Origin of the sequence: Pseudomonas sp. RIT357, from assembly GCF_000632245.1 — a bacterium.
Taxonomy (GTDB): Bacteria; Pseudomonadota; Gammaproteobacteria; order Pseudomonadales; family Pseudomonadaceae; genus Aquipseudomonas; species Aquipseudomonas sivasensis.
On sequence record NZ_JFYX01000008.1, the window covers coordinates 39369 to 65133 of the forward strand.

Genomic DNA, 25765 nt, shown 5'->3' on the forward strand with positions numbered 1-25765 from the left:
CCATGGACATCCTCTACCAGATCCGCGCCCGCCAGGCTTCTTTCAGCGCCGGCGAAGGACGTATCGCCAAGCTGATGCTCGATGATGTGGGTTTTGCGGCGTCGGCCAGCCTGGATGAGTTGTCCCAACGGGCTGAAGTCAGTACGGCGACCTTGTCGCGGTTTGCACGCAGCGTCGGTTGCCGCGATCTACGCGATTTGCGCCTGCAACTGGCCCAAGCCAGCGGCGTCGGCAGCCGTTTCCTGGACCCGGCGGGGTTGCCCGAACAGTCGGCGTTTCACCGGCAGATTCTCGGTGATATCGAGGCGACGTTGCGTCAGCACTTGTCGGGGTTCAACCAGGCGAGTTTCGCCGATGCGGTCAGCCTGCTGAGCAAGGCCCGGATGATCCACGCGTTCGGCATGGGCGGCCCGTCGAGTCTGTGCAGCGACGAGTTACAGGTGCGCCTTGTCCGCCTGGGCTACCCGATTGCCGCTTGCCATGACCCGGTGATGATGCGCGTCACGGCCGCCACCTTGGGGCCGGAACATGCGCTGATCGTCTGTTCGCTGACCGGTATTACGCCGGAACTGCTGGACGTGGTGGACCTGGCGCGCAACTACGACGCCCGCATCATCGCTATCACCTTGGCCGATTCCCCCCTGGCGCGATTGGCGGATGTCCTGTTACCGCTGCAACCAGCCGAAACCAGCTTTATCTACAAACCCACCGCAGCGCGCTACGGCCTGCTGCTGGCCATCGACCTGCTCGCTACCGAGTTGGCGCTGGCCCTGCCGGACGACAACCAGGAACGCCTGCGCCGGATCAAACTGGCCCTGGACGATTATCGCGGCGGCCCCGATAGCTTGCCGCTTGGAGACTGATATGAAGTACGACACGCTGATTCGCCACGCGCTGATCATCGATGGCAGCAACACACCCGGTTATGTCGCGGATGTGGGGCTGCGCGATGGGCGTATCGAGACAATCGGTGATCTGTCTGCTGCGACGGCCGAGCATGAAGTCGACGCCACCGGCCGCGTGTTGGCGCCGGGGTTTATCGATGTCCATACCCACGACGACACCGTTGTGATCCGTCATCCGCAGATGCTGCCCAAGCTCAGTCAGGGCGTGACCACGGTGATTGTCGGCAACTGTGGCATCAGCGCTTCGCCGGTGAGTTTGCGCAACGACCCGCCGGACCCGATGAACCTGCTGGGCAGCGCTGCGGCGTTTGTATATCCCCGTTTCAGCGACTATCGCAGCGCCGTTGAATGCGCCCATCCAGCGCTCAACGTCGCGGCATTGATCGGCCACACGGCGCTGCGCAGCAACCACATGGACGATCTGCATCGCACCGCCACACCGGATGAAATCACCGCCATGCGCGTGCAGTTACAAGAGAGTCTTGAAGCCGGCGCCCTCGGTTTATCCACAGGCCTGGCCTACGCCAGCGCGTTCAATGCCGAGACCGATGAAGTGCTGCAACTGAGTGAAGAACTCACGGCCTACGGTGCGGTGTACACCACCCATCTGCGCAGCGAATTCGAGCCGGTGCTGGAGGCGATGGACGAAGCTTTTCTGATCGGCCGGCACGCCAAGGTGCCGGTGATTATTTCCCACCTCAAATGCGCCGGGGCGGGTAACTGGGGGCGCAGTCCGCAGCTGCTGACCGCTCTGGAGCAGGCGGCGAAAACCCATCCGGTGGGATGTGACTGTTATCCCTACGCAGCCAGTTCTTCGACTCTGGATTTGAAGCAAGTGACCGATGCGTTTCGCATCACCATTACGTGGTCCACGCCCCATCCGGACATGGGCGGGCGAGATTTGCAGGACATTGCTGGCGAATGGGACGTCTCCTTGATGGACGCCGCCCGCCGTCTGCAGCCTGCGGGTGCGGTGTACTACGGGATGGATGAAGCGGATGTACGAAGCATCCTCGCGCATCCATTGTCGATGGTGGGGTCGGATGGCTTGCCTGAAGATCCGTTTCCCCATCCACGCTTGTGGGGCGCGTTCCCACGTGTGTTGGGGCATTTCAGCCGGGATATCGGGTTGTTCCCGTTGCATACCGCCGTGCACAAAATGACCGGCTTGTCGGCGGCGCGTTTCGGCCTGGTCGAGCGGGGTGAAATTCGCGAAGGGCACTGGGCGGACCTGGTGTTGTTCGACCCGTTGCGGGTGCGGGATGTGGCGGATTTCAAAAATCCAGAGCAGGCGGCAGAGGGCATTGATGGTGTGTGGGTCAATGGCGTGTTGAGCTACAGCGATGGACAGGCCAATGGTCAGCGCCCAGGACGATTCCTGGCTCGCCAGGGAGATTTGCGTCGGGGGTTCAGCGCTCTATAGTGGGCGATCTCAAAAACGGAGCGGTTGCCATGCACTTAGGAAAAGTCACCCCTATCCTGCGGATTTTCGACGAGACCAAGGCGTTGGAATTCTATGTGGAGTTCCTTGGGTTCAAGGTTGATTGGCAGCATCGTTTCGAGGCGAATTACCCGTTGTACCTGCAAGTATCCTTGGGCGAGTGCGTGCTGCATCTGTCCGAGCATCATGGCGACGCTTCGCCGGGCGCGGCGGTGCGGATTCAGGCGCAAGGGGTAGATGCCTACCAGCAGCAATTGCAGGCTAAGGATTACCGTTATGCCAAGCCCAGCGTTGAAGAAACGCCTTGGGGATCGCGGGAGATGAGCATCAAGGATCCATTTGGGAATCGTGTGGTGTTTGTTGAGGAAGGCGAGGGCTGAGAGGCCAATCGCAGGCAATAAAAAAACCGCCTTAGTAGGGCGGTTTTTTATTGCAGCCCCAGCTTTTGGCTGGGGCTGCATCTGTGGCGGGTCAGGTATCGCAGCGATTCTTAAACCCGGAAATGGCTGACCATCTGCTGCAACTGGCTGCCCAAACGTGCCAGTTCCACACTCGATTTGGCCGTCTCGTCACTGGCGGTGGCGGTCTGTTCCGACACGTCACGTACATTGACGATGCTGCGGCTGATCTCTTCGGCCACGGCGCTTTGTTGCTCGGCGGCGGCGGCGATCTGCTGGTTCATCGACTGGATATTCGACACCGTACGGGTGATGTTCTCCAGGGATACACCGGCTTTGCGCGTCAGCTCCACGCTGCTGTCGGTGAGGCTGCGGCTGTTGTTCATCACATTGGCCACTTGCTGGGTGCCGTTCTGCAAACCGGCGACCAGACCTTCGATTTCTTCGGTGGATTTTTGCGTGCGTTGGGCCAGGCCGCGCACTTCGTCGGCGACCACGGCAAACCCGCGACCGGCTTCACCGGCGCGTGCTGCTTCGATGGCGGCGTTGAGGGCCAGCAGGTTGGTTTGTTCGGCCACGGCTTTGATCACGTCCATCACGCTGCCGATCTTGTTGCTCTCTTGTTGCAGATGGCTCATGGCGTCGGTGGAACGCGCCACTTCGGCGGCCAGGCGTTCGATCTGGGCAATGGCTTCGGCCACCACTTTGTCGCCTGCACGGGCTTGGCCGTCGGCATCGGCAGCGGCCAGGGAAGCCTGTTCGGCATTGCGCGCGACTTCCTGCACGGTAGCGGTCATTTCATGCATCGCGGTGGCGACTTGATCGGTCTCGATCTTCTGGCTGTTCACGCCGGCACTGGTCTGCTCGGTCACGGCCGATAGTTCTTCGGCGGCGCTGGCGATCTGGGTCACGCCGTCACGAATACCGCTGATCAATTCACGCAAGGTGGTGCCCATGCGCTGGATGCCTTGTTGCAGCACGCCCAGCTCATCGCGGCGGGTGACCTGGATGTTGTGGCTCAAATCGCCGGAGGCAATGCGTTCAACCACGGCCAGGGTTTCCTGGATCGGGCGAGTGATCTGGCGGGTGATGACCAGCGCGGCAATGATGCCAACCAGCAGGGCCAGCAAGGTGCTGATCAATTGCAGGCTACGGGCCTGGGCGCTTTCGGCGTCGCGGCGATCCAACTGGATCTCGTAGAGCTTGTCGCTGATGCTGACGATATCAGTGCCTTGGGTGGTCATTTCTGCGCGAGCAGCAACGATATTGGCGTTGGCCACCTTGTAGTTCTGGACAGCCGTGCGGTAGGCGCCAAGAGCGGTTTCCAGCGCGGTCAGCGCGCTTTGCTGGCCGGCGCCAAAGGCGGCACTGAGGTCTTTCAAGCTGGCAATGGCTTTGTCGATCTGTGCGGCAGCGCGGGCTTCGGTATCCGGGCTGACGTTGCCGGTGTAGCCGCGCACTTCGTAGCGGGCCAGTTGGAATTGCATCTTGGCGTCGGCCACGGCCTGGAACTGAGCAAAGTGCTCCGCGCTGTCAGGCATCTGCTTCACGCTGGCTTCCAGCGCGTCGATCTGGGCGTTGGCGCTGTCGGCCTTGTCGCCCATCACTTGGCGAGAGGCATTGCCGTTACGGTAAGCCTCGCGCATTTTGTTCAGGGATTGCTGGTAGGCGGTAATGACCGATTTCTGCTCATTGAGCAGCTTGAGGTTTTCCGGGCTCTTGAAGCTGTCCAGCAGTTTCTGTTGCTGGGCAACGAAGGCATCGAGGCTGGTCTGCACGTTCTGCGCCACGGCTTCGTCACCGTTGGCCAGCATGTATTGAAGGCGCACGATGCGCAGTTTGGTCAGCGACGCGTTGAGCTGGGTGATGTCGCTCATCCAGTTGCTGCGGTCGATCAGGCCGCCCAGGCTGGTCCAGCCAGTGAGTGCCAGGATCGAGGTGAGGACAAGCACCAGGCCGAAGCCCAGGCCCAGTTTGAGGTTGACGCTGATGTTACCGAACCAGCTGTTCATCGAATGCTCCGCAAGAGTGATGTCTGTTTGCTGGACGGTGTTGTTATTTGAGCCAGCCAAGGTGTAGCGCTGTATCGGCGGCGGGATGTGAATCTGAAGGGCGTTTTATTTCAAGTGGCGACGAAGGGTCGTCAGCGGTGTGCAGAACCACTGAGGGCTCATCAAGGGGCGGTCTTGTGTGCTAGTCTGCGGGCCCTTTTAGTTTTGGGCAGCGCGGGAAATCGCGTTGTCCTGCAGCGGAGCCTCTTCATGTCCGAAGTTAATCTGTCCACCGACGAAACCCGCGTCAGCTACGGTATCGGCCGTCAGTTGGGCGACCAACTGCGCGACAACCCGCCACCGGGCGTGAGCCTGGACGCAATCCTGGCTGGCCTGACCGACGCGTTCGCAGGTTCGCCAAGCCGCGTTGACCAAGAGCAAATGGCTGCCAGCTTCAAGGTGATCCGTGAAGTCATGCAAGCCGAAGCAGCCGCCAAGGCTGAAGCCGCTGCTGGCGCTGGTCTGGCCTTCCTGGCTGAAAACGCCAAGCGTGATGGCATCACCACCCTGGCTTCCGGCCTGCAATTTGAAGTGCTGACTGCCGGTGAAGGCGCCAAGCCGACCCGCGAAGACCAAGTCCGTACCCACTACCACGGCACCTTGATCGACGGCACTGTGTTCGACAGCTCCTACGAGCGTGGCCAGCCAGCAGAATTCCCGGTTGGTGGCGTGATTGCCGGTTGGACCGAAGCCCTGCAACTGATGAATGCTGGCAGCAAATGGCGCCTGTACGTGCCGAGCGAACTGGCTTACGGCGCTCAAGGCGTTGGCAGCATTCCGCCGCACAGCGTTCTGGTATTCGACGTCGAGCTGCTCGACGTTCTGTAAGACCTGCTGATTACCTGTGGGAGCGAGCCTGCTCGCTCCCACAGTGTTTTAGGGGGTTGCTCATGGATGAAACTTGCCATTGAGCTCCGTCGCCGGGCGCAACGCTCGGGCATAGCAAAACAGAAACAAATTACGCACCACCTCTTTCAGCACACCGGGTTCACTTGAACTCAGGCCATTGACGTCCAGGTCGCCCTGGTCCTGCAATTCATTCAACGCTTCTTCTTCCAGTACCGCACAGACTTCGCCGGTTTCCCGATGCAGTATCCGCAGGTAAGGGTGTGGGCGGTCCAGCCAGGCATCTATCAAATAAGTCATGGTGCATCTCCTTGATCGGTTTCAATGAGAATAATTCTTATTCGTAGAATAGCAAGCGTCTATTGGCGGTTTCTTGGTTTTTCTGTGTGGATATTGAGGCAGGTCAGGGGGAGGGCAAAACGCCATCCCGCGGCTGGCGCGGGATGGATACAGCAGATTCAGACTTTGCGCACGAACTCGGATTTAAGCTTCATCGGGCCGATGCCGTCGATCTTGCAATCGATATCGTGGTCGCCATCGCACAGGCGGATGTTCTTGACCTTGGTGCCGACCTTGACGACCAGAGACGTGCCTTTGACCTTGAGGTCCTTGATCACTGTGATGGTGTCGCCGTCCTGCAGGACGTTGCCCACAGAGTCTTTCTTCACGGTTTCATCGCCGGCCACTTCGGCCTCGCCATTGGCGGACCACTCATGGGCGCATTCCGGGCAGATCAGCTGGGCGCCGTCTTCGTAGGTGTATTCGGAATTGCATTTCGGGCAGGGTGGCAACGTGCTCACTAAAGCTCCTTAAAGGTCAGGATGGCTAAAGTCGCACATTATATAGGGTTTTGTGGTGTTGCAGGCTCTATGAAATCCAAATGTGAGAGGGGCTTGCTCCCGATAGCGGTGGATCAGCCAGTCATATATCGACTGAACACCGTCATCGGGGGCAAGCCCCCTCCCACATTGGTCTGTGTCTGCAGGTATGGCTTAGTGCGTACGAGCGACTGCAAACTCACTCAGCTCAACCAGGGCGTCCCGGTATTCGCTGGCAGGCAGGGCTTCCAGGCACTTGATCGCACGGGCCACGTAGTCACGCGCCAGTTGTGCGGTGTAGTCCAGGGAGCCCGAAGCTTCCACGGCTGCGCGGATGCTTTCGAGGTCTTCTATGCCGCCTTTCTGAATCGCCTTGCGCACCAAAGCTGCCTGTTCTGGCGTGCCTTCGCGCATGGTGTAGATCAGCGGCAAGGTCGGCTTGCCCTCGGCCAGATCGTCGCCGACGTTCTTGCCCAGGGTTTCAGCATCGCCACGGTAGTCGAGCAGGTCGTCTACCAGTTGGAACGCCACGCCCAGATGGTCGCCAAAGGTGCGCAGTGCTTCGGCCTGTTCGGCGGTCGCGCCACACAATGCCGCGGCGCTGTGGGTGGAGGCTTCAAAGAGCATCGCGGTCTTGCCGCGAATCACTTCCATGTAGGTTTCTTCGGTGGTGCTGGCGTCGCGGACCTTCGACAGCTGCAACACTTCGCCTTCAGCGATGATGCGCGTGGCCTGGGACAGGATCTTCATCACCGGCATCGAGCCCAGTTCGACCATCATTTCGAACGAGCGCGAATACAGGAAGTCGCCGACAAGCACACTTGGTGCGTTACCCCACATCGCATTGGCGGTCTCGCGGCCACGGCGCATGCCGGACATGTCGACCACGTCGTCATGCAATAGGGTGGCGGTGTGCAGGAACTCGATGGTGGCGGCCAGCAGGCGCAGGTCATCGCCTTCGCGGCCCAGGGCCTTGCCGCACAGCAACACTAATAAAGGACGCAGGCGCTTACCGCCCGCCGACGTAATATAGTCGCCAATTTTGGAGACCAGCGGCACTTTAGACGTCAGCTGCTGCTTGATGATGCCGTCGACGGCGCTAAAATCGTCCGCGACCGCGCGGTAGAAAGCTTGGGGTTGCATCAGCGACAGTCGCTCCAGAAGGGTTGCGCGGCATGCTAGGACCCTGACCCCGTAGTGTCAAGGCGCGATGGACGGCCACTTGCAACACCCATTTACCTTGCGTACAATCGCGCACCCTGAACTTCCTGGGCAGCACCTGCCTTACGCAATTGCATTCGGGACGTCCATCCCATGCAGCCATGCCAGCCAATACCTCTTCTTATAAAGCGCTGGGTGAGCAGGATTATCGGAGAAATACCATGTCGTACGCAGTAATTGTTACTGGTGGCAAGCAATACAAGGTCGCCCCAGGTGAATACCTGAAGATCGAAAAACTGGAAATCGCTACCGGCGAATCCGTTACTTTTGATCGCGTTCTGTTGGTCGCCAATGGCGATGACGTGAACATCGGCGCTCCAGTTGTTGCTGGCGCTACCGTTGTGGCTGAAGTGATCTCCCAAGGTCGTCACGATAAAGTCCGCATCATCAAGTTCCGTCGTCGTAAGCACCACATGAAGCGTATGGGCCACCGCCAGTGGTACACCGAGATCAAAATCACCGGTATTCAGGCTTAATTTCAGCCTAATTCCTCACTAGGAGAATTGACTCATGGCACACAAAAAAGCTGGTGGTAGTACCCGTAACGGTCGCGACTCAGAAGCCAAACGCCTTGGCGTTAAGATGTATGGCGGCCAGAAAATCATTCCGGGCAACATCATCGTGCGTCAGCGCGGCACCCAATTCCACGCCGGTTACGGTGTAGGCATGGGCAAAGATCACACCCTCTTCGCGAAAATCGAAGGCGTGATCAAGTTTGAAGTAAAAGGCGCGTTCAACCGCCGTTACGTGAGCGTTGTCGCAGCTTAATTGCGAAATCGCTGGAAAAGCCCTGTCTCGCGACGGGGCTTTTTCGTTTGTGGGGTGAGTCTCTTGCAAAGCTGTTTGTGATGGGCTCCGGCGCTGGATTTGCGGTCGCTGATTGAGGTCGCTGCGCTCATTTTTGCAAGAGTCTTATGTCTTGGTTTCTTAAGCTCGTCCACGCGGCGAGAGGCGTTTTGTTATGAAGTTCGTTGATGAAGTATCCATCCGAGTAAAAGCAGGCGACGGCGGTAACGGTTGCATGAGTTTCCGTCGCGAAAAATTCATCGAAAACGGTGGCCCCAACGGCGGTGACGGCGGTGACGGCGGTTCCATCTACATGATGGCCGACGAAAACCTCAACACCCTGGTCGACTACCGTTACACCCGGCACTTTGATGCCGAGCGTGGCTCCAACGGCGGCAGTACCGACTGCACCGGTAAAAAAGGCGAAGACCTGGTACTGCGCGTACCGGTTGGCACCACGATCATCGATTCCGCGACCCAGGAAGTGATTGGCGACCTGACCAAGGCCGGCCAGAAACTGATGGTTGTGCAGGGTGGCTGGCACGGTCTGGGTAACACCCGATTCAAGTCCAGTACCAACCGTGCACCGCGCCAGACCACGCCGGGCAAGCCTGGCGAGCAGCGTGACCTCAAGCTGGAAATGAAAGTACTGGCAGACGTGGGTCTGCTGGGCTTGCCGAACGCAGGCAAAAGTACCTTCATCCGCTCGGTATCGGCCGCCAAGCCGAAAGTCGCTGACTACCCGTTCACTACCCTGGTGCCAAACCTGGGCGTGGTCAGCGTTGACCGCTGGAAAAGCTTCGTGATCGCCGATATTCCTGGCCTGATCGAAGGGGCTTCCGACGGCGCAGGCCTGGGGATTCGCTTCCTCAAGCATTTGTCCCGCACCCGTTTGCTGCTGCACCTCGTCGACATGGCGCCATTGGATGACACCAGTGCACCAGACGCCGCCGAAGTGATCGTCAGCGAGCTGACCAAGTTCAGCCCGGCCCTGGCCGAGCGTGATCGTTGGTTGGTGCTGAACAAGTGCGACCAGATCCTCGAGGAAGAGCACGAGGAGCGCGTCAAGGAAATCGTTGATCGCCTGGAATGGACGGGTCCGGTCTACGTGATCTCGGCCATCGCCAAAGAAGGCACCGAGCGCCTGACCCGCGACATCATGCGCTACCTCGAAGACCGTGCTGACCGCCTGGCGGCCGACCCGGTGTTCAAGGCCGAACTCGCCGAACTCGACCAGCAGATCGAAGACGAAGCCCGTGCCCAGCTGCAAGCTCTGGACGACCAGCGTGCCCTGCGCCGCAGCGGCGTGAAGTCGGTCCACGACATCGGCGACGACGATTGGGACGAAGAAGACGTGGATGATGAAGACGGTCCAGAAATCATTTACGTGCGCGACTGATTCGTTGCAGTAAACTTAAGCGCCGCTCACATGAGCGGCGTTTTGGTATCTGGGTATTACGTAGCCACGAATAACGTTATGGGCAGCGCTGGGTCGCGCGGCCCTCTATCTAAGGTTGAAGATGATGCGGAGCAAAGTGACAGGTGCGCAGCGTTGGGTCGTAAAGATCGGAAGTGCGCTGCTGACGGCGGATGGCAAAGGCCTGGATCGCGCAGCAATGAGCGTCTGGGTGGAGCAGATGGTGGCCTTGCATGAGGCTGGTGTCGAGTTGGTGCTGGTGTCGTCCGGGGCGGTTGCCGCCGGGATGAGCCGTCTCGGCTGGACCGCGCGACCCAGCGCGATGCACGAACTGCAAGCCGCTGCAGCCATCGGCCAGATGGGCCTGGTGCAAGCCTGGGAGTCCAGCTTCGCCGAGCACGGCCGCCACACGGCGCAGATCCTGCTGACTCACGACGACCTGTCCGACCGCAAGCGCTACCTCAACGCCCGCAGTACGTTGCGCGCCTTGGTGGAGCTCAAGGTGATCCCGGTGATCAACGAGAACGACACCGTGGTCACTGACGAAATCCGTTTCGGCGACAACGACACCCTGGCCGCACTGGTAGCCAACCTGGTGGAAGCCGACTTGCTGGTGATCCTCACTGATCGCGACGGCATGTTCGACGCCGATCCGCGCAACAACCCCGATGCGCAGCTTATTTATGAGGCCCGCGCCGATGACCCGGCGCTGGACGCCGTGGCCGGCAGTGTCGGCGGTGCCCTGGGCCGTGGCGGCATGCAGACCAAGCTGCGGGCTGCGCGTCTGGCTGCACGCTCCGGTGCCCACACCATTATCGTCGGTGGGCGCCTGGAGCGCGTGTTGGACCGCCTCAAGGCTGGCGAACGCATCGGCACGTTGCTGTCGCCGGAACGCGGCATGCTGGCGGCGCGCAAGCAGTGGCTGGCCGGGCATCTGCAAACCCGTGGCACTCTGGTGCTGGACGACGGCGCGGTATCGGCACTGTCCCAGGGCAACAAGAGCCTGCTGCCGGTGGGCGTCAAGCTGGTACAGGGCAGCTTCCGCCGCGGCGAAATGGTGGTGTGCGTAGCGCCCGACGGTCGTGAAATCGCCCGTGGCCTGGCCAATTACAGTGCCCTGGAAGCACAGAAAATTATTGGACAATCGTCTGACGCGATTGTCGGACTATTAGGTTACATGGCCGAACCTGAACTGGTTCACCGCGACAACCTGATCCTGGTCTAACCAAAGGAATATACGATGCGTTTAGTGAAGTTTGCGTTGGGCCTGCTGTTGCTGACGCCGTTGCTGGCCAGCGCCGAAGAGGTTGGCCAGGTGTCGACGGTGTTTAAATTCGTCGGCCCCAACGACCGAATTGTCGTCGAAGCGTTTGACGACCCCAAGGTCGACGGCGTGACCTGCTACTTGTCCCGCGCCAAGACCGGTGGCGTCAAAGGCGGCCTGGGCCTGGCCGAAGATCGCGCTGAAGCATCGATTGCCTGCCGTCAGGTCGGCCCGATCCGCTTCAAGGGCGAACTGAAGGACGGCGACGAAGTGTTCAAGGAACGCACCTCGCTGGTGTTCAAAACCATGCAAGTGGTGCGTTTCCTCGACAAGAAGCGCAACACCCTGGTGTACCTGGTCTACAGCGACCGCCTGATCGAGGGCAGCCCGCAGAACGCCGTGACCGCAATTCCGATTTTGCCGTGGCCGACCGCTCAGTAATCCGCAGGCGGGTTTTGTAATCGGCGTCTATGATTGCAGGCTTGCGGGTTGTAACCTCAAGGCGCCGCTTTGCTAAGAACATGGGATATCTGGAGTTCGTCATGAGTGCTTTCCACGACCTGAAACTCAAAGCTTTGGACGGACAAGAGTTGCCACTGGCGCCCTTCAAGGGGCAAGTAGTGCTGGTGGTCAATGTAGCCTCCAAATGTGGCCTGACCCCGCAATATGCGGCGTTGGAGAACCTCTATCAGCAGTACAAGGACCAAGGGTTTACTGTGCTGGGCCTGCCGTGCAACCAGTTTGCCGGCCAGGAACCGGGCACTGAGGACGAAATCCGCGAGTTCTGCAGCCTGAACTACGGCGTGACCTTTCCCTTAGGCAGCAAGCTCGATGTCAATGGCCCTGAGCGTCACCAGCTCTACCGGTTGCTGGCGGGTGAGGGGGCCGAATTTCCCGGCGATATCACCTGGAATTTTGAGAAGTTCCTGCTGGGTAAAGATGGGAGGGTCCTCGCTCGATTCTCACCGCGTACCCCGCCGGAAGACCCTTCGATCGTCCAGGCCATCGAAAAAGCCTTGAGCTAAATCACTTCTCTTGTGGTGAGCGGACCTTTCCCGCCATGGGCTGCGTAGCAGCCCAAATACCCCACCGCTTTTACCCCTTAATCACCAAAATCAATAGTGCTACCGGGCGCGTTCCACTCCTCATATTATCTGCATCATAAACCCAGTCTCCCGTGGAGTGCTCCATGCCCGTCCAAGCCTTGTTCAAACCCTTCCAGCTCGGTGCACTGCAACTGTCGACCCGCGTGGTCATGGCGCCGATGACCCGCTCGTTTTCTCCGGGTGGTGTACCTAATTCCAACGTCATCGAATACTACCGTCGCCGTGCGGCCGCTGGCGTGGGCTTGATCATCACTGAAGGCACCGTGGTCGGTCACCAGGCCTCTAATGGCTACCCGAATGTCCCGCATTTCTACGGTGAAGCGGCCCTGGCCGGGTGGAAGAAAGTGGTCGATGCCGTGCACGCCGAAGGCGGCAAGATTGTCCCTCAGTTGTGGCATGTCGGCAGCGTGCGCCGTATCGGCACTGAGCCTGATGCCAGCGTGCCGGCCTATGGTCCGATGGAGAAACTCAAGGACGGCAACGTGGTGGTCCACGGCATGACCGCCCAGGATATCAAGGACGTGATCAACGCTTTCGCCCAAGCCGCCAAAGACGCCCAAAGCATCGGCATGGACGGCGTTGAAATCCATGGCGCCCACGGTTATCTGGTCGATCAGTTCTTCTGGGAAGGCAGCAACCAGCGTACCGACGAGTACGGCGGTAGCCTGGCCAACCGCTCGCGTTTTGCCATCGAGCTGATCCAGGCTACGCGCGCCGCTGTCGGCCCGAACTTCCCGATCATCTTCCGTTTCTCCCAGTGGAAGCAGCAGGACTACACCGCGCGTCTGGTACAAACCCCTGAGGCGTTGGGTGAATTCCTCAAGCCGCTGTCCGACGCCGGCGTGGATATTTTCCACTGCTCAACCCGACGTTTCTGGGAGCCGGAATTCGAAGGTTCCGACCTCAATCTGGCCGGTTGGGCGCGCCAACTCACCGGCAAACCAACTATTACCGTGGGCAGTGTCGGCCTGGATGGCGAGTTCCTGCAGTTTATGGTCAACACCGACAAAGTCGCGCAGCCGGCCAGCCTGGAAAAACTGCTTGAGCGCCTGAACAACGACGAGTTTGATCTGGTTGCCGTAGGTCGTGCGTTGTTGGTTGACCCGGATTGGGCCGTGAAGGTGCGTGAAGGACGTGAGGGTGACATCCTGCCATTCAGTCGTGAGGCGTTGACGACTCTGGTGTAAGTGGCGTCAGGGCGGGCTCCAGGTGCCCGTCCTCGCACACACCGCGCAACTGGCGTTCGAACTGCTCGATAATCGCTGGCCAACCCTGGCGACTGGCATGTTGACGAGCATTCAGGCGGGCCCTGCGCAACGTTTCGCGTTCTTCCAGCAGCCAGATGGCTGCATCGCAAAACGCCTCCTCATCCCCCGGCATCGCCAGTGCGCCGCTATAGCCGTGCCGCAGGTGCTGGCTTGCGGCAGCCTGGTCGTACGCCACCACACCAAGGCCTGAGGCCATGGCTTCCAGCACTACATTGCCGAAGGTCTCCGTCAGGCTGGGAAACAGAAACAGGTCTCCCGACGCGTAATGCCGTGCCAACTCTTCACCGCGTTGGGTGCCGCAGAATACTGCTTCGGGCAGGTCGTGCTCCAGCAGCGCCCGTTGCGGGCCGTCCCCGACGACAATCAGCTTCATTGGGCGGGATGGGTAGGTTTTCTGTAGCGCATCAAAGCAGCGCTTGAGCAGCCCGAGGTTTTTCTCCTGGGCCAGGCGGCCAACGTGCAGCACAGCGATATCGTCGTTCTCTAAACCCCAGCTTTCACGCAGTGCATTGTCACGCTTGGTCGGGTGGAATAACTGGCTGTCGACACCCCGCGACAACATTCCCAAACGCTCGAAATGCCGACGCTCCAACTCCAGGCGTTGGCTGGCGCTGGGCACCAGGGTCAATGTCGAACGGTTGTGAAACCAGCGCAGGTAATGCGTGACCATTCGGCTGAGCAGGCTCAAGCCGTACTGGTTCGAATACTGTTGGAAATTGGTGTGAAAGCCGCTGACCACACTGATGCCCAGGCGCCGTGCTGCACGCAGTGCCGACAAGCCCAGCGGGCCTTCAGTGGCGATGTAGAGCACGTCCGGGCGTTGGCGTGTCCAGCGGCGCAGCAACTTGTGCATCGACGACTGACCCCACTGCAGGCCCGGATAACCCGGCAGTGGCCAGCCGCGGCACAGCAGGAGTTCGTCGTCGCTGAGCCGGCTCTGATCGACGCCTTGGCGTGGGCGTACCAGTTCGACTTGATGGCCGCGCGCGCGCAAACCCTCGCACAGGCGACCAAGGGTATTGGCCACCCCGTTGATCTCTGGCGGGAAGGTTTCGGTGATGAGGGTGATATGAAGCGAGGCTGTCGTCATGACCCACAGTGTCCGTGTGGGCCATGTCGCCATTGTGTCATCCAGATGATGGATTTATGACTTGGTGACCTTGGGGTTCGCCATCGCCTCGGCGCCTTGCTCGCGCACCCAGAACAAGGTGGCGCCAGCCACCGCTGCCGGCATCATCAGCAGGTTGACCACCGGCACCAGCAGCACCAGATAGACGATCCCGCCAAAGCTCATGCTCTGCCAGCGTTTCTGGCGTAACCAGGCGAGCATTTCGTTCCAGCCCAGTTTGTGGTTGTCTGCCGGGTAGTCGATGTATTGGATTGCCATCATCCATACGCCAAACAGCAGCCACAGTGGCGCGGCGATCAGGTTGACCACGGGAATAAACGAAAGGATAAACAGGCCGATCGCCCGTGGCAGGAAGTAGCCGAGCTTGCGCATTTCTCGGGCCAGGGTGCGGGGGACCATGGCGATCAACTCGCCCCAACTGAAGGCCGGGAAGTCATCGGTACCGCGCACCACCACTTCTACCTTCTCTGAGAGAAAGCCATTGAACGGCGCCGCGATGATATTGGCGAGCATGGTGAAGGTGAAAAACACCATCAGCACCACCAGCACTACAAAGAGCGGCCATAGCAGGTAATTCAAAAAGCTCAGCCAACTCGGCAGCGTCGGCATTAAGTGCTCGACCCACAAGCTGAACTGGTGGCCGGCGAAGTAAATCAATCCGACGAACAGCACCAGGTTGATCATCAGCGGCAGCAGCACAAACAGGCGTAGGCCAGGGCTCAACACCAGTTTGAGGCCTTCACGCAGGTATTGCGGGCCGGAAAGAACAGGGGCAGGCATGGAGAACTCCGAGCAGGATGACGAACGCGCCGACCTTACCGACTTTGTATCCGAGGCGAAAGCGGCGACATCAACAGTAACAAACGCCTCGATTAGCTGGGCTGACAGCATAGAGACCGCCTATGAGCTGGATTGTTAAACCGTATTTCCTTAATCTTGCCCCCCTATATACGCTGCACCCATTATTTTCAGGATCTGCGAGTTAAAGCCTTCCCCAAGTGCTTCGCAGTCCTTTTTTATTCCAGCCGCCTTGTAGTCCGGGCGGTCGATAGGAGTGAGTCATGTCTGATACCCGTCATTCGCGAGTGATTATTCTCGGTTCCGGCCCTGCCGGTTACAGCGCTGCTGTCTATGCTGCCCGGGCCAACCTCAAGCCGCTGCTGATCACCGGCATGCAGGCGGGCGGTCAGTTGACCACCACCACGGAAGTCGACAACTGGCCTGGCGACGTCCACGGCCTGACTGGCCCGGTGCTGATGGAGCGTATGAAAGAACACGCCGAGCGCTTTGAAACCGAGATCGTTTTTGATCACATCAACCAAGTCGACTTCTCGAAAAAGCCTTACAGCCTGACCGGCGACAGCGGCGTCTACACCTGTGACGCGCTGATCATCGCCACTGGCGCCAGCGCCCGTTACCTGGGCCTGCCATCGGAAGAAGCGTTCATGGGCAAGGGCGTTTCCGCCTGCGCGACCTGCGACGGTTTCTTCTACCGCAATAAGCCGGTCGCTGTAGTCGGCGGCGGTAACACTGCCGTTGAAGAGGCGCTGTACCTGGCCAACATCGCCAGTACCGTGACCCTGGTTCACCGCCGCGAGACTTTCCGCGCCGAGAAGATCCTGATCGACAAGCTGCACGCCCGTGTCGCTGAAGGCAAGATCATCCTCAAGCTCAACGCCACCCTGGACGAAGTCCTGGGCGACAACATGGGCGTGACCGGTGCTCGCCTGAAAAACAACGACGGCAGCTTCGACGAGCTGAAAGTCGACGGCGTGTTCATCGCCATCGGCCACACTCCGAACACCTCGTTGTTCGAAGGCGTGCTGGAAGCCAAAGACGGTTATCTGGTGGTGCAGGGCGGCCGTGAAGGCAATGCGACTGCCACCAATATCGAAGGCATCTTTGCTGCCGGTGATGTGGCTGACCACGTGTACCGCCAGGCCATTACCTCGGCTGGTGCCGGTTGCATGGCAGCACTGGATGCCGAGCGTTACCTCGACGGTTTGAAGGACGCTTCGTTCTAAATCGTTGGAATAAAAAAACCGGCTGCGAGGCCGGTTTTTTTATGAGTGCAATTTAAATGTGGGAGGGGCAAGTTCCCTCCCACATTTTGATCCGCGTCTGACTCAGGATTTGCGGGTAAGGGGCTGCGCGGTGAATTTCACACCGGCCAACCCATGGGCAATCAACGCCCGAATATTGCCGTGGTCGCTGCCCTCAGGCGTCGCCACCACCGAGCGGTAATGCTCACCAAACGCCAGCAGCGCTTCTTGGTCGCTCAAGCCTTCCAGCACCGCCAAACCCAAGGTCTTGCACGACCCTTCATTCTGCCCGGCCGCGTTTTCCACGGTGCCATTGGTGAAGGCCTGCGGTTGGTAATCGTAACCGGCCGCGACAAATGCCAGGGTGTCGGCAAAGACGTGTTCGCCACTGTTGAGGCTGGCGCGCAGGGTGTTCAAATCAGTCATGGGTTTTTCCTTTGGCGAACGCTGCCTGTTGGTCAGCGCTGGCTTCTTTCTGGTATTGGGCTTTCCACTCGGCGTACGGCATGCCGTACACCACTTCACGAGCGTCATCGAGGCTCAGCTCGATCTGGCGCTCGTCGGCCTCGGCCTTGTACCACTTGGACAGGCAATTACGGCAGAAACCGGAGAGGTTCATCAGGTCGATGTTCTGTACATCCTTGCGGCTGTCCAGATGTGCTACCAGCCGGCGAAAAGCGGCGGCTTCGAGTTCGAGGCGTTGTTGATCGTTCATAGGGTCCACTTCAATGTCAGCGGCTGGCCGCCAGGGTAATCGAAACCGATTCGGCAAAGCGCAGCGCATGGGGCTTATCCACTTCGACCTCGGCGTACAGCACCGATTCATTGCTCATCACCAGGTCCAGCAATTCCTGGGTCAGGCGTTCCAGCAGCGCGAAGCGGTTGCCTTCTACGTGGGCGATGATCGCCTTGGTGATAGTGCGGTAGTTCAACGCGTGGTCAATATCGTTGTCGCGCACGGCGTCCTGGGCGGCGTACAGGATGGTCAGGTTGATCAGCACATCCTGCTTGTTGAGGATTTCGTCCTCATTGATACCGATGAAGGTACGCAGACACAGGTCCTTGACCCGGATGCGCGCCATGCCTGGTTGAAGTTGTGGCATTGCTACTTGCTCCGTCCAATCAGTTGCAGGAACTCCATGCGCGTGGTGTTCGACTCGCGGAACGCGCCGAGCATCACCGAGGTGTTCATGGTTGAATTCTGTTTTTCCACGCCGCGCATCATCATGCACATGTGCTTGGCCTCGATTACCACGGCCACGCCGGCGGCCTGGGTCACGTCCTGGATCGCGTCGGCGATCTGCCGCGTGAGGTTTTCCTGGATCTGCAGGCGCCGGGCGAACATGTCGACAATACGCGCCAGTTTCGACAGGCCGAGCACCTTGCCGGTCGGAATATAGGCCACGTGGGCCTTGCCGATAAAGGGCAGCAGGTGATGTTCGCACAGCGAGTACAACTCGATGTCCTTGAGGATCACCATCTCGTCGTTGTCGGAGGCGAACAGTGCACCGTTGACGATTTCTTCGAGGTTCTGCTCATAGCCATGACACAGGTACTGCATGGCCTTGGCGGCGCGCTTGGGGGTGTCGAGCAAGCCTTCGCGTTCCGGGTCTTCGCCCAGGTTCTTGAGGATCTCGCGGTAATGGTGGGGCAGGGATAAGGTCATACAACATCCTCACAAACGGCTTACTTGATATGCCGCCCGCCGTTGACGGTCAGGGTGGTACCGGTGACATAGGGGTTGTCCAGCAGGTAGCGCACGCTCTGGTAAATCACCTCGGGTCCGGGCTCGATGCCCAGGGCTGATTTGGCCAACACCCGAGTGCGATAGGCCGCGTCGTCGTCTTCGTTGAACATCACCATCGCCGGGGCGATGCCGTTGACTTTGATCAGCGGCGCGAACTGCGCGGCAAACGACAGCGTAAGGCTGTCGAGCCCGGCCTTGGTGGCGCAGTAGGCGATGTGCTGGCGGCTACCCTTGCGCACCACGTCATCGCTGATATGCACGATATCGGCAGGTGAAGAGCGTTGCAGCAAGGTCGAACAATGCAGGTTGATCAGGTACGGCGCAAGCATGTGTACGCTGAACATATCGGTAAACGCGCGGCTTTCGTCGCCCGGCGTTTCCGCGACCCAGGCCGAGGCGTTGTGGATGATCGCGCGCAGGCTTTGGGTGTGGGTACTCAGTTCAGCGATAAACGCCAGGATCCCAGCTTCGTTGGAGAAGTCGGCAAACACACCGATCGCGCCACGCTCGCGCAGGGCCTGCACGCCGGGGCGTTCGCTGCGGTAGCTGAAAATCACCGGTTGGCCCTCGTCCAGCAGGCGCTGGGCGCAATGCAGGCCGACACGTTGGCCGGCGCCGGTGATCAGGATCGGGGCGTTCTTTGCAGTCATGGGAGGCTCGCGTCGCTGGCAGGCGCAAATCATACCAGCGACGGGTCGCCCCTGTACTCACGCCGCCGCTTCGGTGGCCTTGCGCGGTGCAGGCGTGGGATGCAGCCAGTTCGCCAACAGGTGTGTCGACAGCGGAATGAACCAGTAAACCATCAGAGGCGTGAGTGCCATCGTGCTGACCAGTACGCGAGGCACCAGGTCGAGCCCATTGAGCAATGGCCCCAAGACAAAGTTGAACAGCAGCGACACCGGGAAAAACGCCAGCCAGATTGCCACGGCCTGCTTCCAGCGCGGCGGACGGGCACCCGCGGCACCAAACCAGCCATCGATGCCGCGCACACGGTGCTCGGAGGGGTCGGCAAACAAATCGCTGCCGCGGCTAAGCCAGGCACAACGGGAGGCGGAGAATTCCCAGGCATGCAGTGTTTTTTCGTCGGCGAAGCGGAAAATGATCTGGAATTCGTCATCGTTGGGCGGCGGTGCAAGTACGCCGGAGCCCAGATAACCGGGGAAGTCGGTAGCCAATTGCTCGCCTTCGCGCAGCCAGGCCATCAGTTCTTCGTAGCGCCCTTTGGCGACGCGGCGCGCAACCATCAAGGTGACGGGAGAGGTAGACATTGTGTATCTCCAAATGTACGGGTGCGCTGATCCGGGTAGGTGGCGCACAAACGAAGCTGCGGGGTGTTGCAGCGACGTAGAAAAAACAGGCAAGGATTATTCCGGTTTTGCTGAAATACGCCAGCGACATTGGTCCGAAAAGTACACACCTTGAAAAAGAGGGGTCTATAGGCGTTAAATGACCACCCAATTACCGCTGGTTTGTTGGTCTTGAATGCCCGTGATTACTGCTCCTGCTGACAGCATTTCGCATCTGGATTCGCCTGATTGCGCTGAGCTTTTTCCAATTCGTGATGTATCAAGATTGACAGGCGTCAACCCGGTCACCTTGCGTGCATGGGAGCGTCGTTACGGCCTGATCCAGCCCATCCGCACCGAAAGTGGGCACCGCCTCTACTCCAAGGCCGATATTGAGACGGTCAATCGCATTCTTGGTTGGATTGAGCGTGGCGTGGCGGTCAGCAAGGTCGGCAAGATTCTCGCCCGCGACGATCAGCAGGCCGAAGCGATTCGCGCTGAGCGCGACTCAGTCGAAGAAAGCGAATTGCCGCAATGGCGGGCGAGGCTGTTGCTGGCGGTCAAGGCCTTTGACGACCGTCAGTTGGAAAGCCTGTATGGCCAGATTCTCGCTACCTATCCCCTCAACGTCGCGTTCCAAGAGATCCTGATGCCTCTCTGGAACGAGCTCTTGCGCCACCAGGGGCGTTTTGGTCAAGCCAGCGAATGGCTGTTTTTCGACGCCTTCTTGCGTATCCATGCCTTTCAGCGCCTGCAAGCGGCGACACTGTCGCCTGCGCCTCGGGTATTGCTGTCAGCCATACCCGGCGAATGCCGCAAACTGGAGTTGCTGGTGGCGGCGCTGTTGATGAGCAGCGATGACCTGGTCGTGAAGGTGCTGGGGATGGGGCAGCCGTTTGATGAGCTGACCCTCGTATGTGAAAAGACTCATCCCCAGGCGCTGATCATCTTCTCCAACCACTCCCATAACGTTGATCTGGCTGGCCGCCTCAATCGTTTGGCGTTGACCCTTGATTGCCCGTTATTTCTTGCTGGCGCAGTGTCGGACCTGGCGCAGAGCGCGCTGGCAGGTTCCTCCATCGGTTGTCTGGGCAGCGAAGGGCGCCAAATGCAACGCCGCTTGCAGCAGTTCCTCAGCGGTAACCTGGATACCTGAACTCAGGCGTGCATCTGCGGGTGCACCAGGCGGTGCTGATGCAGGATGAACTGGCGCAGGCGTTCGATTTCATCCGCATCGCTTTGACTGAGGCGATAGGCAAACAAACCCCGCGCGGTTTCCCTCTCAAAGGCGCCGCGCAGGGCAATGCGCTCATAGCCGGAAGGGCTGAACCAAAGGGAAAAGGTTTTTGGTGGTTTGATACGGCCACGAATCTCCACCAGCACGCCCTTGAATGACACCTCATGCACCCACAGCGCACTTGCGGTGCCCTTGATGTTCTCCAGGGCCACCGGAGCTTCAAGTGCAAGGCGCCAGGCGCGGATCACCGGGCCGTCTTCAAAAATACTCGGCACACCCAGACGCAGATGCACTGCATTGAACTCATCCTCCACCAATTGGAGGGGAAAGGTCAGTTGCTGGTTGTCGAACTGCGCTTGGATGGTGACATGGTCGTGGGCGGCCAGGCGGGTGAGCAAGTCGCGAATCTGCGCACCGCCGTTGACGGTCAGGCTCGACGACGCATCCCGCAGATTAAGTTGCGGGTTGTGTTGCATGTTCTGAATGAAATCCAGCTCATCCTTGGTCAGAAGCGCATCGCGTTGCATTGTGCTTGCTCAATAGAGGGGCATTAAAGTGCCATTATCCGCTCATATGGCCGTATTTTCTAAATTTTGTTCAATCCATTTGTCGACTTGAACGCGGCCAGTTCGGCTTTGACTTGGGCCAGTTCGCTTTCTAATTGCTCGACACGCTGCTGGGCCTTGACCTGGAGCGTGACGTCTTTTTGTACGCCGATAAAATAGGTTTGCTTATCAGCCGTGTTGAACACCGTTGAAAGCGACAGTTCGTTCCAGAAATGGCTGCCGTCCTTACGGTAATTGCGCAGGGTTTCCCGGCACGAACCACCCTTCGCCAAAGCATCCCGAATCACCGTCAGCGCTGGCTGATCACGGTCGCCCGACTGTAGAAAGCGGCAGTCCTGATAGAGGATTTCATCCAGTGTGTAGCCGGTCATCCGTTCGAAGGCCGGGTTCACATAAATCAGGGGCTTTTCATCGCCTTCGCGTTCGGCGACCACGATGCCTTCGTTGGAAGCGTCGATCACCATCTGCATCAGCTTGGCGTTAATCATTGAGCGGTCCGTGGCGTGTTGTTGGAATGGGCAGTTTATGGCAAGTCGTGAATCTTGCACGGTGCGCCCCGAAATATTTGCGTCGCTGTTAATATCCCAGGCTTTCGCTCAACTACAGGATCAGATTGATGAAAGTCGCCATCCTTTCCGGCTCGGTCTACGGCACGGCTGAAGAAGTCGCCCGGCACGCCGCCGGCATCCTCAAAGACGCTGGTTTTGAAGCCTGGCACAACCCGCGCGCGACCCTGGCGGATGTGCAGGCGTTTGCCCCTGAGGCGTTTCTAGCGGTGACTTCGACCACCGGCATGGGTGAACTGCCCGATAACCTGCAACCGTTGTATTCGATGATTCGCGACCAACTGCCTTCGGCCTGGCGCGGTTTGCCCGGTGCGGTGATCGGTTTGGGCGACGCCAGCTATGGCGACACCTTTTGTGGTGGCGGTGAGCAAATGCGCGAGCTGTTTGGCGAGTTGGGCGTGCGCGAAGTACTGCCCATGTTGCGCCTGGACGCCAGCGAGAGCGTGACGCCGGAAGCTGATGCCGAGCCGTGGTTGGCAGAATTGGTCACTGCACTGCGCGCTTGATTGAGCGGTTCTAGCGGTTTTCAGTCCCTTTATTGACGGCGTCTCTTTGACGCCGTTTGTATAGATCTAAACTATTCTCATAGCTGACTCGTACGGTCATCAAGCTGGCTGCGAAGGCAACTCCGTCCGCCAGGGCGTCTGACTAGACTGGCCCATCACTCGAAAAATAATAAGAAGTGCGCCAAGGAGGTCGTTACCGTGAGCCTAGCCCCTGTTGTGCCGCCACAGAATGTCAAAGATCAGGTCAGTGCTGCCGAGTGGCAAGCCCGTGTCGACCTGGCGGCCTGCTATCGCCTGGTGGCGTTGCATGGCTGGGACGACCTGATCTTCACCCACATCTCGGCCAAGGTGCCGGGCACCGATGATTTCCTGATCAATCCCTACGGTCTGATGTTCCACGAGATCACTGCGTCGAGCCTGGTCAAGGTCGACCAGGCCGGCAACAAGCTGATGGACAGCCCCTACGAGATCAACCCGGCGGGCTACACGATCCACAGCGCCATCCATGAAGTTCGCCACGATGTTACCTGCGTGCTGCATACCCACACTGCCGCCGGTGTGGCGGTGGCGGCACAGAAACAGGGCGTGCTGCCGATCAGCCAGCAATCGATCTTCGTGCTGTCGAGCCTGGCCTATCACGCCTATGAAGGCGTCGCGCTGAACCACGAGGAAAAGGCCCGCCTGCAAGCCGACCTTGGCGACAATAATTTCTTGATGCTGCACAACCATGGCCTGCTCACCTGTGGCAGCACCATCGCCGACACCTTCCTGATGATGTTCACCTTTCAGCGCGCCTGCGATATCCAGGTGCTGGCGCAAAACGGCGGCGCTGAATTGATCGCCATTGGTCCGCAGATTCTTGCGGGCGCCAAAGCCATGGTCGCTGCTGTCACCAAGAGCGCTCAAGGTATGGGGGGCGCGCTGGCCTGGCCGGCGTTGCTGCGCAAATTGGATGCTCAAGATCCTGGGTATAGAAGCTGATGCCACTTGCCGAGATCCCGCTCAGAGCCTGGCGCAAACGCAGCCAGAGTTTCGAATTTCACGGACGCACCATCCGTTACTGGGTGTCGGGGCAGGGCGAACCGTTGCTGCTGATCCATGGCTTTCCCACCGCCAGTTGGGACTGGCATTACCTGTGGCAACCCCTGGCCCAGCACAACTTGGTCATCGCCTGCGACATGCTCGGTTTCGGCGATTCAGCCAAGCCTCTGGACCATGGCTACTGCCTCCTGGAACAGGCGGATTTGCAACAGGCTTTGCTGGAGCATCTGCGGGTGGATCAGCCGGTGCACGTGCTGGCCCACGACTACGGTGACAGCGTCGCTCAGGAACTGTTGGCCCGGCACTATGAAGGCCGATTCAAGATGGCCAGTTGTGTGTTTCTCAACGGCGGGCTGTTCCCGGAAACCCATCGCCCGGCGCTGGTGCAAAAACTCCTGCTCAGCCCGCTGGGCTGGATGATCGGCCGCGCATTCGGGCGCAATGCCCTGGCCGACAGCTTCGGCCAGATCTTCGGCCCCAACACCCGGCCCAGCGAAAGCGCACTGGACGATTTCTGGAGCCTGATCGACTGCAACGATGGCACGCGCATCCTGCACAAGCTGATCGCCTACATTCCCCAGCGTCGGCGCCTGCGTGATCGCTGGGTGGCGGCGATGCAGCAGGGTGACGTGCCATTGCGAGTGATCGACGGCGAGATCGACCCGATCTCCGGTGTCCATATGGTGGAGCGTTACCACCAATTGGTGCCCCATGCCGACACGGTGTTACTGGCCAACATCGGCCACTACCCACAGATTGAAGCGCCGGTGCAGGTGCTCAAGCATTACCAGGCGTTTCGTGATCGGATTGGGCAGGTTGAAACCCGCATGGCTTATTCCTGAGCCTTAGGATCATCCCCCTGCCTTATCGAGCACCATTCAGCCTTGGCTGTCTTTATTGTGACCGGCAGCCCTGTGCCTGACACTCGACCCATTCCCATTGTCGCCATTGGAGTTCGGTATGAGTGAGTCAGTGCAGTTCCAGGATAAGGTCGTGATCGTCACCGGTGCCGGCGGCGGATTGGGCCGGGCCCATGCGCTGTTGTTCGCTAAACATGGGGCCAAGGTGCTGGTCAACGATCTCGGCGGTTCCACCCAAGGCGAAGGCGCCAGTGCTTCGGCGGCCGACCGTGTAGTGGCCGAGATCCGCGAGGCGGGTGGTATTGCGGAAGCCAACCACGACTCTGTCACCGATGGTGACAAGATTGTGCAAAACGCCCTCGACGCTTTTGGCCGCATCGACGTAGTGGTCAATAACGCCGGCATCCTGCGCGACAAAACGTTCCACAAAATGGAAGACGCCGACTGGGACCTGGTTTACCGGGTGCATGTCGAAGGCGCCTACAAAGTCACCCGCGCCGCCTGGCCCCATCTGCGTGAGCAAGGCTATGGCCGGGTGATCTTCACCGCGTCCACTTCGGGCATCTACGGCAACTTCGGCCAGTCCAACTACGGCATGGCCAAGCTCGGCCTGTACGGATTGACCCGCACCCTGGCGCTGGAGGGACGCAAGAACAACATCCTGGTCAACGCCATCGCCCCCACTGGCGCCACGCGCATGACCGAAGGCCTGATCCCGCCGCAAGTGTTCGAGCGCCTCAAGCCGGAATTGGTCAGCCCGCTCGTGGTGTACCTGGGCAGCGAAGCGTGCCAGGAAACTTCTGGGTTGTTTGAAGTGGGCGGTGGCTGGATTGGCAAGACCCGCTGGGAGCGCAGCCTGGGTGTGGGCTTTGATCCCGAAGCCGGTTTTTCACCGGACGATGTGGCGGCGCACTGGCAGCAGATCTGCGACTTTGAAGGGGCGGCTCATCCCAAGGACAACATCGAGGCCTTGAAGGAGATGATGGCCAACTTGCAGAAGTACAGCCTGTGATCATTGCTTGAAAAAGTTTGAATCTTACGGGGCGCTGATGGCGCCCCGTTTTATTTCAGGCAAAAAAAAGCCGCTGCAAACGCAGCGGCTGAAGTAAGACGTTGGATCAAGGAGCGACAAATCAACGTCAGTGAACACCGGTAACAGATTGAATAAAGACATCAATCTATTTGAGTCTGGCTTTTCTCCCGTTTGGGGAAGCGGGCCGTTTGCCCTGAAAGCCCGGCAAGAATAGTCGTTTGCGACAAGATG

At 59.3% G+C, this 25765-nt stretch carries 32 protein-coding genes and 1 pseudogene; 18 read left to right on the forward strand and 15 right to left on the reverse strand.

What is annotated here, in order from left to right; all coding sequences use genetic code 11:
- Positions 1-2: 2 nt before the first annotated feature.
- Genes BW43_RS19815 through BW43_RS19805 form a run of 3 tightly spaced genes read left to right on the forward strand, consistent with a single transcriptional unit; the run spans position 3 to position 2726 of the window.
- The gene (locus BW43_RS19815; RefSeq protein WP_032885590.1) at positions 3-863 is read left to right on the forward strand and encodes a MurR/RpiR family transcriptional regulator; all 861 of its coding nucleotides are present in this window, start codon (positions 3-5) and stop codon (positions 861-863) included.
- Position 864: 1 nt separating this feature from the next.
- Entirely contained in the window at positions 865-2328 is a 1464-nt protein-coding gene (locus tag BW43_RS19810; RefSeq protein WP_032885591.1) for an amidohydrolase family protein, read from the forward strand.
- 29 nt (positions 2329-2357) lie between these two features.
- Entirely contained in the window at positions 2358-2726 is a 369-nt protein-coding gene (locus BW43_RS19805; RefSeq protein WP_032885592.1) for a glyoxalase superfamily protein, read from the forward strand.
- Between the two features lie 110 nt (positions 2727-2836).
- On the opposite strand, the gene BW43_RS29530 is transcribed toward BW43_RS19805, so the two are convergent.
- Entirely contained in the window at positions 2837-3700 is an 864-nt protein-coding gene (locus BW43_RS29530) for a methyl-accepting chemotaxis protein (protein WP_371260691.1), read from the reverse strand.
- Positions 3692-4756 (reverse strand): annotated as a pseudogene (locus BW43_RS29535) (methyl-accepting chemotaxis protein); the annotation flags it as partial. The gene BW43_RS29530 and the pseudogene BW43_RS29535, both read right to left, overlap by 9 nt.
- Positions 4757-5005: 249 nt before the next feature.
- Between BW43_RS29535 and BW43_RS19795 the strand changes: the two are divergent.
- On the forward strand, positions 5006-5623 hold the full coding sequence (locus tag BW43_RS19795; RefSeq protein ID WP_032885594.1) for an FKBP-type peptidyl-prolyl cis-trans isomerase: 618 nt from the start codon (positions 5006-5008) through the stop codon (positions 5621-5623).
- 60 nt (positions 5624-5683) lie between these two features.
- Here the strand turns inward: BW43_RS19795 and BW43_RS19790 are convergent, their stop codons facing one another.
- From BW43_RS19790 to BW43_RS19780, 3 genes are all read right to left on the reverse strand, one after another.
- Entirely contained in the window at positions 5684-5941 is a 258-nt protein-coding gene (locus BW43_RS19790; RefSeq protein ID WP_003194088.1) for a hypothetical protein, read from the reverse strand.
- Between the two features lie 158 nt (positions 5942-6099).
- Complete coding sequence (locus BW43_RS19785) at positions 6100-6441, reverse strand: zinc ribbon domain-containing protein YjdM (protein WP_003230858.1); 342 nt, start codon at positions 6439-6441, stop codon at positions 6100-6102.
- Positions 6442-6633: 192 nt separating this feature from the next.
- Positions 6634-7602 carry a polyprenyl synthetase family protein gene (locus BW43_RS19780; protein WP_032885595.1) on the reverse strand — a complete coding sequence of 323 codons (969 nt, stop codon included), beginning with the start codon at positions 7600-7602 and terminating at the stop codon, positions 6634-6636.
- Positions 7603-7841: 239 nt separating this feature from the next.
- Between BW43_RS19780 and rplU the strand changes: the two genes are divergently transcribed.
- The 7 genes from rplU to BW43_RS19745 all read left to right on the forward strand — a co-directional run bounded on the left by rplU (position 7842) and on the right by BW43_RS19745 (position 13440).
- Positions 7842-8156 (forward strand): 50S ribosomal protein L21, encoded by a 315-nt coding sequence (gene rplU / locus BW43_RS19775; protein ID WP_003176051.1) that lies wholly within the window; start codon positions 7842-7844, stop codon positions 8154-8156.
- A 34-nt stretch (positions 8157-8190) separates the two neighbouring features.
- Positions 8191-8448, forward strand: a complete 258-nt coding sequence (gene rpmA / locus BW43_RS19770; RefSeq protein WP_003176049.1) for a 50S ribosomal protein L27 — start codon at positions 8191-8193, stop codon at positions 8446-8448.
- 193 nt (positions 8449-8641) lie between these two features.
- Positions 8642-9865 carry an Obg family GTPase CgtA gene (gene cgtA, locus BW43_RS19765; RefSeq protein WP_015885843.1) on the forward strand — a complete coding sequence of 408 codons (1224 nt, stop codon included), beginning with the start codon at positions 8642-8644 and terminating at the stop codon, positions 9863-9865.
- A 124-nt stretch (positions 9866-9989) separates the two neighbouring features.
- Positions 9990-11108 (forward strand): glutamate 5-kinase, encoded by a 1119-nt coding sequence (proB, locus tag BW43_RS19760; RefSeq protein ID WP_026013771.1) that lies wholly within the window; start codon positions 9990-9992, stop codon positions 11106-11108.
- 15 nt (positions 11109-11123) lie between these two features.
- Positions 11124-11588 carry a CreA family protein gene (locus BW43_RS19755; RefSeq protein WP_032885596.1) on the forward strand — a complete coding sequence of 155 codons (465 nt, stop codon included), beginning with the start codon at positions 11124-11126 and terminating at the stop codon, positions 11586-11588.
- Between the two features lie 101 nt (positions 11589-11689).
- Positions 11690-12172 (forward strand): glutathione peroxidase, encoded by a 483-nt coding sequence (locus BW43_RS19750; protein WP_032885597.1) that lies wholly within the window; start codon positions 11690-11692, stop codon positions 12170-12172.
- Between the two features lie 164 nt (positions 12173-12336).
- Positions 12337-13440, forward strand: a complete 1104-nt coding sequence (locus tag BW43_RS19745) for an NADH:flavin oxidoreductase (protein ID WP_032885598.1) — start codon at positions 12337-12339, stop codon at positions 13438-13440.
- Here BW43_RS19745 and BW43_RS19740 read toward each other — a convergent pair.
- Positions 13409-14611 carry a glycosyltransferase family 1 protein gene (locus BW43_RS19740; RefSeq protein ID WP_032885599.1) on the reverse strand — a complete coding sequence of 401 codons (1203 nt, stop codon included), beginning with the start codon at positions 14609-14611 and terminating at the stop codon, positions 13409-13411. The two genes, BW43_RS19745 and BW43_RS19740, sit on opposite strands and share 32 nt — an antisense overlap.
- A gap of 54 nt (positions 14612-14665) precedes the next feature.
- Complete coding sequence (cysZ, locus tag BW43_RS19735) at positions 14666-15430, reverse strand: sulfate transporter CysZ (RefSeq protein ID WP_032885600.1); 765 nt, start codon at positions 15428-15430, stop codon at positions 14666-14668.
- Between cysZ and BW43_RS28910 the strand changes: the two genes are divergently transcribed.
- Both BW43_RS28910 and trxB read left to right on the forward strand, forming a co-directional pair.
- Positions 15429-15569 carry a hypothetical protein gene (locus BW43_RS28910; RefSeq protein WP_163033189.1) on the forward strand — a complete coding sequence of 47 codons (141 nt, stop codon included), beginning with the start codon at positions 15429-15431 and terminating at the stop codon, positions 15567-15569. The genes cysZ and BW43_RS28910 overlap by 2 nt on opposite strands.
- A gap of 142 nt (positions 15570-15711) precedes the next feature.
- Complete coding sequence (gene trxB / locus BW43_RS19730; protein ID WP_010206474.1) at positions 15712-16674, forward strand: thioredoxin-disulfide reductase; 963 nt, start codon at positions 15712-15714, stop codon at positions 16672-16674.
- A gap of 102 nt (positions 16675-16776) precedes the next feature.
- On the opposite strand, the gene BW43_RS19725 is transcribed toward trxB, so the two are convergent.
- Genes BW43_RS19725 through BW43_RS19700 form a run of 6 tightly spaced genes read right to left on the reverse strand, consistent with a single transcriptional unit; the run spans position 16777 to position 19707 of the window.
- Positions 16777-17118 carry a HopJ type III effector protein gene (locus BW43_RS19725; RefSeq protein WP_032885601.1) on the reverse strand — a complete coding sequence of 114 codons (342 nt, stop codon included), beginning with the start codon at positions 17116-17118 and terminating at the stop codon, positions 16777-16779.
- On the reverse strand, positions 17111-17407 hold the full coding sequence (locus BW43_RS19720; protein WP_010206472.1) for a DUF1244 domain-containing protein: 297 nt from the start codon (positions 17405-17407) through the stop codon (positions 17111-17113). Before BW43_RS19720 ends, BW43_RS19725 begins: the two co-directional genes overlap by 8 nt.
- A 16-nt stretch (positions 17408-17423) precedes the next feature.
- Complete coding sequence (folX, locus tag BW43_RS19715; protein WP_032857710.1) at positions 17424-17795, reverse strand: dihydroneopterin triphosphate 2'-epimerase; 372 nt, start codon at positions 17793-17795, stop codon at positions 17424-17426.
- A gap of 2 nt (positions 17796-17797) precedes the next feature.
- On the reverse strand, positions 17798-18358 hold the full coding sequence (gene folE, locus BW43_RS19710; RefSeq protein ID WP_032885602.1) for a GTP cyclohydrolase I FolE: 561 nt from the start codon (positions 18356-18358) through the stop codon (positions 17798-17800).
- Positions 18359-18378: 20 nt separating this feature from the next.
- Entirely contained in the window at positions 18379-19089 is a 711-nt protein-coding gene (folM, locus tag BW43_RS19705; protein WP_032885603.1) for a dihydromonapterin reductase, read from the reverse strand.
- A gap of 57 nt (positions 19090-19146) precedes the next feature.
- Complete coding sequence (locus BW43_RS19700) at positions 19147-19707, reverse strand: antibiotic biosynthesis monooxygenase (RefSeq protein ID WP_032885604.1); 561 nt, start codon at positions 19705-19707, stop codon at positions 19147-19149.
- 214 nt (positions 19708-19921) lie between these two features.
- On the opposite strand from BW43_RS19700, the gene BW43_RS19695 reads away from it, so the two are divergent.
- Positions 19922-20881, forward strand: coding sequence for a MerR family transcriptional regulator (locus BW43_RS19695; RefSeq protein ID WP_032885605.1), 960 nt, complete (start codon positions 19922-19924; stop codon positions 20879-20881).
- A 2-nt stretch (positions 20882-20883) separates the two neighbouring features.
- On the opposite strand, the gene BW43_RS19690 is transcribed toward BW43_RS19695, so the two are convergent.
- Entirely contained in the window at positions 20884-21489 is a 606-nt protein-coding gene (locus tag BW43_RS19690; RefSeq protein WP_032885606.1) for a hypothetical protein, read from the reverse strand.
- Between the two features lie 59 nt (positions 21490-21548).
- Positions 21549-22016, reverse strand: coding sequence for a PAS domain-containing protein (locus BW43_RS19685; RefSeq protein WP_032885607.1), 468 nt, complete (start codon positions 22014-22016; stop codon positions 21549-21551).
- Positions 22017-22144: 128 nt separating this feature from the next.
- On the opposite strand from BW43_RS19685, the gene BW43_RS19680 reads away from it, so the two are divergent.
- From BW43_RS19680 to BW43_RS19665, 4 genes are all read left to right on the forward strand, one after another.
- Entirely contained in the window at positions 22145-22600 is a 456-nt protein-coding gene (locus BW43_RS19680) for a flavodoxin (RefSeq protein WP_032885608.1), read from the forward strand.
- Between the two features lie 198 nt (positions 22601-22798).
- The gene (locus BW43_RS19675) at positions 22799-23581 is read left to right on the forward strand and encodes a class II aldolase/adducin family protein (RefSeq protein ID WP_032885609.1); all 783 of its coding nucleotides are present in this window, start codon (positions 22799-22801) and stop codon (positions 23579-23581) included.
- On the forward strand, positions 23581-24483 hold the full coding sequence (locus tag BW43_RS19670) for an alpha/beta fold hydrolase (RefSeq protein WP_032885610.1): 903 nt from the start codon (positions 23581-23583) through the stop codon (positions 24481-24483). Before BW43_RS19675 ends, BW43_RS19670 begins: the two co-directional genes overlap by 1 nt.
- A gap of 118 nt (positions 24484-24601) precedes the next feature.
- Entirely contained in the window at positions 24602-25513 is a 912-nt protein-coding gene (locus BW43_RS19665) for an SDR family oxidoreductase (protein ID WP_032885611.1), read from the forward strand.
- Positions 25514-25765 lie beyond the last annotated feature (252 nt).